This is a genomic window from Rugamonas violacea, from assembly GCF_016461825.1.
Classification (GTDB): domain Bacteria; phylum Pseudomonadota; class Gammaproteobacteria; order Burkholderiales; family Burkholderiaceae_D; genus Rugamonas.
The window spans coordinates 1-12,770 of the sequence record NZ_JAEMNU010000119.1; the positions used below are offsets into that span (position 1 = coordinate 1).

Sequence of the window (12,770 nt, forward strand, 5' to 3'; positions counted from 1 at the left end):
GGACGAGGTTTGGCTCAATCCGGAACGGGCTGAACCTGAATTAGTGAAGCTGGCTGCATGAAGTGACGCGACAACTTTGTTGACAACTACCGACTTGTGGGGGCTATCGTCTCGCTGGTAGCGCGGTGGCGCAACCACCTCGGCATCGGACTTCCTGAGCCATTTGCGCAGCGTATTGCGGGATAACCCGGTGCGCTTTGAGATTTCATGCAGCGACAGCTTGTCGCGCAGATGCATCCGCCGAACCTTGCCTAACATTTCCATGGTGATCACCTATTATTTCTCCCGCCTATTAATTAGGCAGGAGTAGTAGAACACCTGGGTCAGTTTTCAGTCGGCACAACACCTACAGCTGGGTCAGTTTTCGGTCGGTGCCAACAGGAAGTGCCCGCGCAGTGAAAACCAACAGCAGACAAATCCAATGCCATCCAAAGAATGTTATTTGCGATTTCTGACACATTCAGTCCAACTGATGTCGTCGTCTTTGCCATCGCACTTATGGATTTGAAAACCTACGGTGCCCTTTTCCTGAACGAGCACTTGGATCCGCTCCACGCCGGGAGAAAGCTTGTGTGGGTAAGATGGATGGCTTTCAAACAACGATAGACAGAATTCAAGATCTTCGACTGTCAGGAAGTCGCCGATTCGATACTTGCCAACGAGCGACCGCATGTATAACGTCAGGTCGCCCTTCTTCTGGAAAACCTGTCCATTCACTGTGACGCTGATTGCTTTGCCCATGTCCTCGCTCCTTCGCATCGATTTGGATTCAACCCATGAGCCCGAGCCCGCACAGGGTCTCAGGATGGAAGGAGGCCAGGAAGTGTGGGGCCCGCTTGAATGTCGATCGATTTTTCTTCGTGAGTAAACTTCCGGCCGACGATGTATTCGCTTGTGTCCAGCTCGGGACACACGCTCATTGTTGTCATGATGATCTGATGAACGACTTTCGACTGGCTTGAATGACGCGCGATAATTTTCTGGAAGTTGTAGCTGCGTTCCACTTCCATTCCGCCATCTTCGACGCCGTCGAGGATCAGCAAGCGTGGATAGCGGAAGTAGGGTAGTTCCAGCGACGACAACAAGAGCGCGAGGTGGAAGCCGTGGCGTAGGAACACCATCGAGCTCGCTGAAAATTCACGTTGTCCATCGATCGACAACTGGTTCGCGCCGAAGTCGATATTGATCGAATCAGCGCGTTCGAATTCCGCTTGGCGAGATAGGTCGTCTTTGAGAATCGCCTTCAAATTGTTCGCGACCGAGAGGTAGGCTGAGTTTCGTCGGCCTTCTTGCTCACGGGTGACTGCTTCGATCCGCCCCTTGATCCATTCTTGCTTGGCTTCGATCTCGCCAAGCTTGTCGGTGAGTCGCCCCAGCAAGTCGGCGAGTTTTTTGAGTTCCAACGCGTTCTTGATCTCTTGCTCCTTGCCGCCGATCTCCTTGGAAATCGATTGCATTAGGATATGGTCGGGCGAGCGCCAATGGGCTTGATTGCGTTTGAACTCAGCTTCGAGTGATTTCAACCGGCTTTGCGCGGAAGGAATTTCCAGGACGATTTTGTCGAGCTCTTCCAACTGCTGGATACGAATAATCCCGGATTCCCTCAATTGCAGCGCCAGTTCGTTTTTCATCCGCGCCAATTGCGAGCGCGCGGAATCTTCGGCCACGTCAGATTTGCAGAGCGCGCAAGATGACTGATTCGCCTCAGGCGGTTGAAGTTTTGTGAAGCAACTTGGGCAGAACGAAAAAACAGCGGTCCCGAGATGTGACTCCGCAGCCGCAGACTCTTCTAGGCTGAACATACGCTCTTCAAGCTCGCGGAGAAACAGTTCCGAATCCGCGATCTCAGTCTCGAGATCGACCTTTTTCTCTTTCAGCTTCGAAAGCGTCATGTGCGCTTCGCTCAGTTTCGCACGCAGCTCATTGTCTTCCTTGGAGGACGAGGTTTTGGACGCCGCGCCGCTGTCTATACTTTCCAGCCGGGATTGGAGGAATAAGATTTCGCTCCCCAGCGTCTGGATTTGATTGTCCAGGAACTCGAGTGAAATGTTCGTGCCCGAATTTCCGAACGTGGAATAGATCGTCCTGATGCTGACGCGAATTGCAGAAGCATCCTTGTCCGCTGTGGATTCGAGCAATTTGAGGTCATACAGTTCGGTCGAGTCGATCCCCAGCAAATAGTCGCCGACCGCCGCGCGAGTGATGCCGCGGTCGAAGCGGTCGAAGCGAAAGAGATCCGAGGACGGCGTCTCTTGGTCGGAATAGATCAGGCGCATCAGTTGGTGCATCGTGATGTTCGATCCGCCCTCTCCCCGGAGTTCAGGCATGTCGAGCATCCGGAACAAGACCTGCGAAAAACTCTCCTTCATCTCGCTACGCTTGAAAGGGAATTGCTGCCAGAGGGATGCTCCTGCAGCCAGCGCGCTCTGCATCGTCCCCCAAAAAATTGAAAGTGGCCGCATGAGCTGGGTGCTCACGCCGCGTCGCAATGTCACCACTGCATCGTTGGCTGTCACTTCCAGGTAGATATCATCGCAAAGTTGGGCTACTTGGTTGAAGCTGATGCCTTCGGACCCGAGCGCATAGGCAATGAATCGAATGGCTGTGGTCTTGCCCGAACTATTTTCGCCGGTGATGATGTTGAGTCCGGCATGAAACGAAATGTCCATGACCGACCGGCCGCCCTTCATGACCACCAGGCGATTGACGAAGATAGTCGGCTTATGCAATGTCATATCGATGCTCTATGAGGTTGGAGCGATGTTTGAGCCCGTTCTCGCCCGTGGCCGGAATCGCGAGAAATTCCGAGAGCAGGAATTTGCCGATGGTTGTTTGTCGAGCGTGAAATCGCTGGGCGGCCGACGCCAGCTCGTCGGGAATCGGATGACTCGTGAGCGCAAGGATTCCTTTTTGAAGCGCCCCATCTTGGATGAGACCGAACGCGACAAGCCCGCTAAGCGCGGCAAAAAAGATCGGGCGCATGCGTTCGAACGCCGCGCGATTGCCATTTGCGTGCCTATATGGGTTCTCGGTCTCTTTCACGGCGGCGCGAAGGGGCTTGAACTCCGCCGGAAATTTGAAATTTGCCATTTTGTAGGGATAGGCTAGAAAGTAGTCCGCAATCCGAGTTGCGTCGACCGTTAGCTCCGCGCCACGCGCGGTTGCGGCAATCGATATGGCCAAGATCCTGACGGCCGTATGGTAAGGGTCCAGCGCGGGATCGTAGATCAGCATGCGTCCCACCTGATATAGCAATTGCCCGCCAAGAAGTAGACCAAGCCTTGGATGTCCATTTTGTCCAAATTCAGCGGATTCGATTCGAGCATGTTGAGCGCCGGCGCGATGACCTTTTCCAACATCGCAGTGTCGATCGTCGCTCGCGAGGCGCCGTCCTGAACCAGCGGAAGGACGGTTTGCTCGAAATTGACGACGATCTCTGCCATCAAGAACGTATAGATGGTCTGGGCCGATTTCGAGCCCTGTTGGCGCAAGATCGCTTTGTAGGCCGACTGCTTTTTTAGCAGAGCACCTTTGAGCAGGTCCTCGCGCCCGGAGGCAGTCAGTTTTGCTTCCAATCCCCGCACGTCGGAGTTGGTTTGATTGGAAAAGAAGTGTTCGAGCTTTTCAGTCCAGGCGCTTAGCGTCTGATCGGCGAGCGTCTCCGCGAGATACTGCTCGACGAGTTTGGCCATGGCGGTCGGTTCGCGTGCCGCGTGGTATGTCTTGACGACATCCCTGCCGGCAGCATCGCCGCCAATGACATTGTCCCGGACTGTGGACATCAAACTCGACATTCGAGCTTATTTCTTTTTGATGTCGCGACCGGCGATGTCGCCGCCCGCGATGTTGCCGCTCACGGTGGAACTATTTTTCGATTTGTCGACAATGACTTTCAGCGTCCAGCCCGCAAAAAGGCCACCCAAGAAACTCAAAATCTGCGGCAAATACTCCATGAAGACTCCCGAAATGTTGTGTAGTGGTGCGACATTATCACCGTTTCAAACAGTTTATGGAGGTAATTTTGTAGTTTGTTTAATGTCGGTTGTGCAAGACTTGGCGTCACCGAGCGATACACAGTGGAGCTGGTTGCCGTTGGTTTTCGACCTTTGGCTAAACTAGCGCGCACGAACGCCTGAGCTGCACGTGGCCACTGCTGCCCCCTGACATCGTCGCTTGGCCTATTTCAAGCGGCGGTGATGTTGGCGTAGCTGGGAAGTCGATGTCCACTATAGCGCCGCCGCCATCGCGATGTGGCCAGCGAATGCGGTTACGAAGGGCCTCAGTCCGGTCAGCTCGGACATTTCGACATATGCGCCGCTATCGATTGCGTCACGTGGCGTAGCAATCACGGCGGCCGCCGTATAGAGCTGCTCTTGAACTAACCGCCGGCAGAGAACATCATAGCGCTTCAAGTAGGACGATTGTTTGAACTCCGGGAATACGGGGAAATGCTTCGACGTATCTCGAATCGGCGATCGAGAGCGCCGGTCATCCTCGACCACGATCAGCCATCCTGTGAATGGCTGCGGATGTGGGCCAAACGCATTTTCGCGGTAGGCCGTCTTGAAATCTTGCGCCGTTCCGATTGCCTCTTCGGTCCGGTTATTGAAGTTGTTGCTGAAAGAGGGTCCGACATGACTCTTCAATTCGATGGCGGCGACAAGACGCTTCTCATGGATAACTAAGAGGTCCCATTTTTTCGTCGGACGAAAATAGCCTGGCAAAGTGACCAAAGTCGAAGTCATATGGATATCCGCATGGCTCAATCCGTTCGCGCGCACGATATCAAGTAAAAGCGCTACGAATCCATTGAGGTTCTGCCCATCGGTTACTCCCGCGCGTTCGCCTCGGTCTATGACGCCCGCTTCAATTTGCTTTTGTTTGGCCTTCTCGCGGTTCCCCCAGAATGCCTTGATTGCGTCGGATGCTTTTTGTTCGTAGTTCGCGAGGTCAAGAGGCATTTTATATTTTCTGTATTAGAGCATTTCGCTCGGATGTGGTGAGAGAGTAGAGGTCGGCCACCGCGCTGTTGCAGGCCTCGAAGTCTAAGGTCTCTGCGGCGGCAACTAGGCGAGCGCGCATTTCGAGACTCACGGTTTCCCACTTTGGCAGCCTGATTCGACGCAGATATTGAGCTTGGAAACGTAGGTAGCCGCCCCTCATCTTGATGGAGTAGGTGGAGACAAAAAGCCGCGTCAAATTCGAAAGAAGCACCGCTTGCAGAGCTCGCAAATTCCATTCGTCCGAGACGACAAAATAGAGATTGTGATGAGGATAGAGCCATCCCTCCTCAAAGACGACTTGGGCATCGCCTCGAATGTCGGGAATCAATAGCTTGGGACGACGCGCGAGCGACGGAGTGATTCTGTCGATCGTTCGATACCAATTCTTTGGCGATTTTTGAGCGACATGGCGCTTCGTAATCTGAGCCCGATTTCCTTCAAGATAGCGTTTGAGTCTAGGATATTTGTCGAGGTCGACCAGCGGGCCTTCGTCCGTGAATGGATTGATAACGCCATAGCCGCGCCAAACCATGTGGCCGCTGCCGAGATCCTTGCCCATCGCCAGCGGAAGTTTGCGGTCGGGCTCGACATCCAAATCGTCAAACTTCCCAATGAATACGTTGTCGGCGCCTGTCGCGACTCCGATGCCGACCTTGCAGCCGGTCTCCTCCAACGATGGGAATGCTTGTTCCAAGCGCCGAATCAACTCTGTATTGCTTGTGGCGGAGAGAATCCAGGGCTCGGAACCCGATACGACGCCATGTAGTTCTTTGATCATTTGCGGGGGCGCTTGGCTTCGAAGCGCGGTCGAAAGTTCCCTGAGCGTAGTCTTGTCGAGCGAAGGGCGCTCCGCGACTCGAACCGGGCCGGGCTCGCCGGTGGAAATGACAGTGATCGCGGGGTAGGCGCTGACTTCCGAATGGAACGCATCGGCATCCACCATGTCGACATACGCGCGGAGATGGAAGCGCTGCGAAATAAGGCTGCGAAGAGGGCCGCCATACTTGTTTTTCATCCATCGGTCCGAGCAAATGAAGCAGAGCTGCCCCATTTCGCCGAGCAAGTTGAGCGAGCGCTCCATGAAAGGGACATAGAGGTCTGCGCGGTCATATAGTGTCGCGAACCTCTTGCGATACTCTTCGAGCAGTGGACCAGGGATTAATTCTTGTCGCACGTATGGCGGATTGCCAATGACAAAATTGAATCCCCCATCCAGCTCGGCGAGCAGGAAGTCGCCATGCACGAGCCACGCGTCGGTGATCTCAATGGCGTCGATGCTTGAAAACTCAAACTGTTCGAGCAGCGCGATCACAGCGCGTCGAGTGCTCTGGAAGGTGTCCTCATGCAGCTCCACGCCATGAATGCAGGGCTTGATACAGCCGACGACTTCCCCGGCCGTCAAGGCTCTCGTCCGCGCGATCAATAATCGTTCGATGGCCGGGATGAGGAACTCACCGTTTCCGAACGACGGCTCCAACAATGAGAGTTCAAAGAGATTTTCGTCCGACGTGTAGCCGACCAGGTCGAGCATGAAGTCGACCACGTTGCTTCTAGTGAATATCGCGCCACGACTGGACCCAGCGGACCTCGAAAGTTCAAAGACGGCGTCGGCTAAGACGCAGTCCCCGGCATTGACACGATTCACTAGTGAGATGGGCGCATGGATGAGTGAGGGCAGCATTCGTGGATTCTTTGTGTGCAAAAAGGCAAAATTCCGACTCTACGCGAGAGTGCATTGGGGACGAATTCTACCAGTCGAACCGGCCTCGCTCGAGAAAGCATTGATTCACTGTGTCTTCCATTCTGTGATGGTAAATTTGCATCAAGTAAGAGCCTTCCCGCTGCCGTCCGAATTTTTTCGGCCAGTAGGACTTCGCGGCGCATCGGAGAACGACGTGTTGCTTGTTCTATCCTTGACAATAGTGGTTTATATTTGTGCATTGAGGCAACGTGTTCTCAACTGCAGCTCGATGTCGGAACGTCAATGGAGAGGGATTACTTGATATGGCTTTGATCATTCGCGGCGCGAAGCCGACCAATGTTTTTCAGTTGGCTGGAGTTACTTCTGGCCTGAATAGAGGCGGTTGAGGAGGGGAACAACTCTGCGGCAACATTAATTCATCAGCAATAAAATTCGATGCCTTCATTCTACATTAATAAATAAAAAATATTGTTATAATTATTATTACTCTAAATGATTTGGTCTGAGTTTTGCATAAAGTGAATTTGGCGGTGCGATGAATGGATTTCGCGCCCTGGCTTAACACTTCGACGTATTATTGTCGGTCGCGCCGGCTATTGACCACACCTCGCCGTGCATTGGTCGACCGAACGTCATCGCTTCGTTGGCCGTTCCATTGAGCTTGCCGCACGGTATGTCGGGACCAGTGCTTGGGATGATTTCGCTTGAAATCCTGGCGGATCAAATCCATACTCAGTCCATGCAGGCTTCGGGTGTTTCATTGCTTTTGCCCCAGCTAAGCGAATTGATGAGGGCGGCCAGCCTTGCGTCGCAGTTTTTCTCGGAGGACTGGATATGACGACGGAAAAGACGACGAGGCGATATCTCAACGGCGTGCTCGTGGTGACGACCGAGTTGACCAGGGGAGAATGGACCTTCCTGACATTCGATGGCCTGGCTGAGGCGCTGATGCAGCCTTACAAGGGTATGTCTGCCGCCGAGGTGCAGCGTTTGATCGACGAGAAAAACCGGAAAATCCTTGAGGAAAACAAGGAGATGGTCGCGCAATTCGTTGTTTAGGCGAATCTGACGGCGCCGCCCGTTGGCTAGGCGCCATGATTGCGCCGCTTCGGCGGCGCGGACCTCCCCGGCCGCACTTGTTCCGCTGAATCCCGGCACTTCTTGTTGCCCGCGATACACGCCATGCGTTGCATGCGCGCAGTCTCTCACGTACTATGGTTGGTCGCGACGCGAATGCGCCGTCCCGACACCGCGTCCCCCACCGCAGGCCCCGCCCGCCATGACCGACCATGTACCCAGGCCGCCGCGCCGGCGGCTGCCGCCGGATCTGCTCAGCCCGGGCCTGTTTGCCGGCCTGACGCTGGCCCTGTGCCTGGGCGCCACCTGGAGCCAGTGGCAGGGCGCCCGCGCCGACGCCGAGCGCGACTCCCGCGCCGAGTTCGACTTCCGCGTGCGCGAGCTGATCAACAACATCGCCCAGCGCATGCAGACCTACGTCCAGGTGTTGTACGGCGTGCAGGGGCTGTACGCCAGCGCCGAGCAGATCGACCGGGGCGAGTTCCGCAGCTACCTGGCCGGCCAGGAGATCAACCAGCACTTCCCCGGCGTGCACGGCATCGGTTATATGCAGCTGGTCGACGGCGGCCGCCTCGGCCAGCACCTGGCCCGCCTGCGCGCCGAGGGCTACGCCGACTACCGCGTCCGGCCGGAAGGGACGCGGCCGGCGTATGCGCCCATCGTCTACCTGGAGCCGTTCAGCGGCAGCAACCTGCTGGCCTTCGGCTACGACGCCCTGTCCGAGCCGGTGCGCCGCGCCGCGCTGGAGCAGGCGCGCGACTCCGGCCTGCCGGCCATGAGCGGCAAGCTGCGCCTGGTGCAGGAGGGCGGCCTGGCCGGCGCGCCGGCGCAGGCCGGCTTTCTGGTGCTGCTGCCGGTCTACCACAACCAGATGCCGCGGCAGAGCGTCGGCCAGCGCCGCGCCGCCATCCGCGGCTGGGTGTTCGCGCCGTTCCGCGTCGGCGACGTGATGGCCGGCATCGGCGGCGAGCGCGCCGCCCTGCTCGACGTCGAAATCTACGACGGCGAGGCGGCCGCGCCGGCGGCGCTGATGTACCACAGCCGGCCGGCCGGCGCGGCGGCCGTGGTCCGTCGCGCCGAGGAAAAGATCAGCATCGCCAACCACCGTTGGACGGTGCGCATCGCCGGCCTGGCCGGCGACGACGGCGCCGGCGCCGCCGGTGCCGCCAAGGCGCGCCTGCTGGCCGCCGGCGGCGTGCTGCTCAGCGTGCTGCTGGCGGCGCTGACCTGGTTGCTGGCGCGGCGCGGCGCCAACGCGCGCGCCGCGTTGGCCCGCTCGCGCCTGCTGACCGAGGAGCTCGAGGACGGCCAGGCCAGCCTGCTGGCGATGGCCGAGAGCGCCCAACGCAGCCAGACGGTGCTGCGCAGCATCCTCGACTCGACCATCGACGGCATCCTGGTCGACAATCCGGGCGGCCTGGTGCTCAACTCCAACCGCCGCTTCCGCGCCCTGTGGAACGTGCCGGAGCACCTCGACTGGCAGAGCGACGGCGCGGCGTTGCTGGCGCACATGGGCGCCCAGCTGGTGCAGCAGGGGCCGCTGCTCGACGCCGCCGGCCGCCTGCACCGCGACCACGAGGAGTACCGCGACCTGCTGCGCCTGAAGGACGGCCGGGTCATCGAGCAGTTCACCCGGGGCTTGCATCTGGGCAACGACCACGCCCGCCTGTGGTCCTTCCGCGACATCACCGAGCGCACCCAGATCGAGCAGCGCGAGCAGACCCGCCGCCACGTGCTCGAGCTGCTGGCCACCGGCGCGCCGCTGCAGACGATTCTGGAGGCGGTGGTGCTGGGCGTCGAGGCGGCCGACCAGGAGATGTTGTGCAGCGTCCTGCTGCTCGACGAGGAGGGCCGGCGCCTGTTGGTGGGCGCCGCGCCCAGCCTGCCGGCCTTCTTCAACGCCGCGCTGCACGGCCAGCCCCTCGCCGTCGCGCCGCGCGGCTGCTGCCAGGCGGCGCTGGGCGGCGGCCGGGTGATCGTCGAGGACATCGCCGCCGACCCGTCGTGGGGCGCGCTGCGCGAGCTGGCGCTGCGCGCCGGCCTCGGCTCGTGCTGGTCCGACCCCATCCTCAGCGCCGGCGGCGAGGTGCTGGGCAGCTTCGCCATCTACCACCGCCGGGCGCAGCGTCCCAGCATCGCCAACATCGGCCTGATCGAGCAGGCCGCCCACCTGGCCGGCATCGCCATCGAACAGGCCCGCGCCGCCAGCGCGCTGCGCGCCGGCGAGGCGCGCTTCCGCAGCCTGTACGACAACGCCCCGGTGGCCTTGTGGGAGCAGGACTGGTCGGCGGTGCGCGGCGCGCTGGCCGAACCGCCGTTGGCCGGCGTGCGCGACCTGGCGCGCCACCTGCGCGAGCGGCCCGCCGAGCTGGCCCGCCTGGCCGGCCTGGTGCGCATCCTCGACGTCAACGCGGCGGCGCTGGCCCAGGTCGGCGCGCCGCCCGGCGGCAAGGACGTCGCCGCGCTGGGCCTGGCGCAGAATTTCGCCGCCGGGGCCATGGACGGTTTCGCCGCCGCGCTGGCCGCGCTGGCCGAGGGCCGCCAGCTGTTCGCCTGCGAGGGCAGCTTCCTGCGCCTGGACGGCGTGGCGCGGCAGAACGAGCTGACCCTGCTGGTGATGCCGGGCCACACGCTGAGTCTGGACTTCGTCATCGTCTCGACGCTCGACATCACCGAGCGCAAGCGCATGAACGACGAGCTGCTGCTGTTGGCCACCACCGACTTCCTCACCGGCCTGCCGAATCGGCGCGAATTCATGGCCCGGCTGGAGGACGAGCAGGCCCGGCTACAGCGCGACGGCAACGCCCGCGCCGCCGTGCTGATGCTCGACATCGACCATTTCAAGCGCGTCAACGACGAGTTCGGCCACGCCGCCGGCGACGCCGTGCTGCGCCACTTGGCCGAGCTGATGCGCGACGGCCAGCGCAAGATCGACACGCTGGGCCGGGTTGGCGGCGAGGAGTTCGCCGTTCTTCTGCCGGGCGCCGACCTGGCGGCGGCCGGCGCCTTCGCCGAGCGGCTGCGCCAGCGCATCGCCGACAGCCCGCTGCAGTTGGACGGCCGCCGCCTGACGGTGACGGTGAGCGTCGGCATCGGCGCGCTGAGCGGCGCCGACGCCGGCTTCGACGCGGCGCTGATCCGCGCCGACCAGGCGCTGTACAGCGCCAAGCGGGGCGGCCGCAACCGGGTCGAACTGTCGGCCTAGGCCTGGGCCTAGGCTTGGTACGGGGGAGGGGAAGGGGGCCGAACCGGCCGGGACTTGGACCCCGGCCGCTTCCGGCGTGACTGGTGTGGCTAGCGTGAATGGTGTGACTGGTGGGTGAAACGGCTCCCGCGCGGCGCGCATGGCGCCCGGGGCGCGGGGGCGGTGCTGTGGCCTGTTGGTTTAGACGGCGTACTGTTTGCCGCGTTGCTTGCGCGAGCGGGCCGAGAAGAACCAGAACAGGCCCAGCGGGATCAGCAGCGGCAGCAGGAAGGGCGAGATGCAGGCCAGCAACACGAGCGCCATCAACGTCAGGCCGACCACCATCAGAATGCCCAGGCCGGCGAACAGGAAGCCGACGAAGACGGCGGCGCAGGTGACGGCCAGCGCGGCGATGAGCAGGCCGCCGCCGGCGAACAGGGTGCCCAGCAGGAAGCCCAGCGGACCATCGATCTCGTCGCCGTCGATGTTGACGTGCATCTCTTGGCCGGCGATCGAGTGCCAGGCGGCGATGGCGAGCACGGCGATGATGGCGACTGGCAGGATCTTTTTGATGTTCATGGCGAGCCTCGGTAAGGTAAGGTGTTTGGTCTGCCGTTTGGCATGGTTGAACTGTAACGAGACGGCCGCGCGCCAGCCAGCGGAATGTGACAGGGCGTCGATTTGGCGGCATGGACGGCACGGGCGCGGCGCCGGCCGGGGCGGCGGGGCGGCCGGCGACGCTGCGTCGGAGAATGCTGCCGGCGGGCAGTTCTTCCTTGATTTAAAGCTATCCTTGCCTATACTGAATACCTAACTTCCGTACGGAGGGCAGCATGGCATGGCTAGAAATCAGCGAGGGTCAATCGATATCCTCGATTTGCAAGCGGGCGCGGCGCCAAGGTAGCGCTCAGCATTTGTCCAAGGGACCGAAGGGGCCGCCGTCGGCGCCGCCGACGATTCCGCCCATTATCATCAACCCCTTCAGCTATCAAATGCCGGAACCGGCCATCGATCCGCGCGTGACGCCGATGCGTCCGCCCATCGTGCCGCCGGCCCGGCCCGCCTTGTCCTGCAAGCGCCGCTGAAGCAGCGATCCGCCGCTTGGCCGGCTAGCCGGCCGGCGGCGCCTTCCCGCCCGCCTGTATTTGCCCGCCAAAGCGGGCTGTCGGTGCTGGCGCGGCGTTTTTGGCCCGCGTGGATCGTTGGAATGTTCTGCCAAGGTCGGCCGTTTCGACTATCATTCCACCCCCATTCTATTTTTGACGCGAGCCGCCCGCAATGAGTACCGACGCCCCAGACATGAACGAAGCGCAAGACGACGACGCACCGATCCAGGAGGCCCGCGTCTGGCAAGGCAACGGTTTCACCGCGCGCGTGATCAAAAACGAGGAGGACGAGGGCTGGGCCGTGGCGATGATCAAGGACGGCGAGCCGGAGCCGGCGCTGGTCGGCCCCTGGACCATGGGGCGCGACAAGAAGAACCCGAAGCCGCTCGACGTCAACGCCTTCAACACCCTGGTCAAGACCGCCAACGAGGTGCTGCGCCGCCACGAGCAGCAGCTGCACGCGCAGTTGCACAAGAGCATATTCGTCAGCACCGACGACGGCCAGATCAAGGTCAACCTGGACATCGTGCCCGACGAGGACGACCCCTACGCCACCCTGACCGCCTTCGACGGCTACAACGAGCAGCTGGCCCAGGTGCGCGTGGCGCCGACCTTCAAGCTGAGCGTCGCCAGCGCCACCAGCTGGATCGAGAACGGCTACCGCCGGCCTTGAAGAGGGGGAGGTTGGCCGTCGCTCA

At 60.5% G+C, this 12,770-nt stretch carries 12 protein-coding genes and 1 pseudogene; 4 read left to right on the plus strand and 9 right to left on the minus strand.

Features of this window, described 5'->3' with window-relative positions; genetic code table 11:
• The 8 genes and pseudogenes from H7U20_RS21135 to H7U20_RS21170 all read right to left on the minus strand — a co-directional run.
• Nucleotides 1-264 (minus strand): annotated as a pseudogene (locus H7U20_RS21135) (IS21 family transposase); the annotation flags it as partial.
• A 174-nt stretch (nucleotides 265-438) separates the two neighbouring features.
• Nucleotides 439-741 (minus strand): DUF3223 domain-containing protein, encoded by a 303-nt coding sequence (locus tag H7U20_RS21140; protein ID WP_199761122.1) that lies wholly within the window; start codon nucleotides 739-741, stop codon nucleotides 439-441.
• Nucleotides 742-800: 59 nt separating this feature from the next.
• Nucleotides 801-2,735 carry an ATP-binding protein gene (locus H7U20_RS21145; protein WP_199761123.1) on the minus strand — a complete coding sequence of 645 codons (1,935 nt, stop codon included), beginning with the start codon at nucleotides 2,733-2,735 and terminating at the stop codon, nucleotides 801-803.
• Entirely contained in the window at nucleotides 2,722-3,234 is a 513-nt protein-coding gene (locus H7U20_RS21150) for an ABC-three component system middle component 5 (RefSeq protein WP_199761124.1), read from the minus strand. The genes H7U20_RS21145 and H7U20_RS21150 overlap by 14 nt, the downstream gene beginning before the upstream one ends.
• Nucleotides 3,228-3,794 carry an ABC-three component system protein gene (locus tag H7U20_RS21155; RefSeq protein WP_199761125.1) on the minus strand — a complete coding sequence of 189 codons (567 nt, stop codon included), beginning with the start codon at nucleotides 3,792-3,794 and terminating at the stop codon, nucleotides 3,228-3,230. The genes H7U20_RS21150 and H7U20_RS21155 overlap by 7 nt, the downstream gene beginning before the upstream one ends.
• A gap of 6 nt (nucleotides 3,795-3,800) precedes the next feature.
• On the minus strand, nucleotides 3,801-3,953 hold the full coding sequence (locus tag H7U20_RS21160; protein WP_199761126.1) for a hypothetical protein: 153 nt from the start codon (nucleotides 3,951-3,953) through the stop codon (nucleotides 3,801-3,803).
• A 273-nt stretch (nucleotides 3,954-4,226) separates the two neighbouring features.
• Complete coding sequence (locus H7U20_RS21165; protein ID WP_199761127.1) at nucleotides 4,227-4,961, minus strand: PaeR7I family type II restriction endonuclease; 735 nt, start codon at nucleotides 4,959-4,961, stop codon at nucleotides 4,227-4,229.
• A 1-nt stretch (nucleotide 4,962) separates the two neighbouring features.
• On the minus strand, nucleotides 4,963-6,546 hold the full coding sequence (locus H7U20_RS21170; RefSeq protein ID WP_370593212.1) for an Eco57I restriction-modification methylase domain-containing protein: 1,584 nt from the start codon (nucleotides 6,544-6,546) through the stop codon (nucleotides 4,963-4,965).
• Nucleotides 6,547-7,539: 993 nt separating this feature from the next.
• Between H7U20_RS21170 and H7U20_RS21175 the strand changes: the two genes are divergently transcribed.
• The gene (locus tag H7U20_RS21175) at nucleotides 7,540-7,764 is read left to right on the plus strand and encodes a hypothetical protein (RefSeq protein WP_199761129.1); all 225 of its coding nucleotides are present in this window, start codon (nucleotides 7,540-7,542) and stop codon (nucleotides 7,762-7,764) included.
• A gap of 220 nt (nucleotides 7,765-7,984) precedes the next feature.
• Entirely contained in the window at nucleotides 7,985-10,987 is a 3,003-nt protein-coding gene (locus H7U20_RS21180; RefSeq protein ID WP_199761130.1) for a CHASE domain-containing protein, read from the plus strand.
• Nucleotides 10,988-11,167: 180 nt separating this feature from the next.
• On the opposite strand, the gene H7U20_RS21185 is transcribed toward H7U20_RS21180, so the two are convergent.
• Nucleotides 11,168-11,545, minus strand: a complete 378-nt coding sequence (locus H7U20_RS21185; RefSeq protein WP_199761131.1) for a hypothetical protein — start codon at nucleotides 11,543-11,545, stop codon at nucleotides 11,168-11,170.
• A 254-nt stretch (nucleotides 11,546-11,799) separates the two neighbouring features.
• Here H7U20_RS21185 and H7U20_RS21190 point away from each other — a divergent pair, with 254 nt between their 5' ends.
• Nucleotides 11,800-12,051: a hypothetical protein gene (locus H7U20_RS21190; protein ID WP_199761132.1), complete on the plus strand. Its 252-nt coding sequence runs from the start codon at nucleotides 11,800-11,802 to the stop codon at nucleotides 12,049-12,051.
• 193 nt (nucleotides 12,052-12,244) lie between these two features.
• Nucleotides 12,245-12,745, plus strand: a complete 501-nt coding sequence (locus H7U20_RS21195) for a hypothetical protein (RefSeq protein ID WP_199761133.1) — start codon at nucleotides 12,245-12,247, stop codon at nucleotides 12,743-12,745.
• The last annotated feature ends 25 nt before the right edge of the window (nucleotides 12,746-12,770 follow it).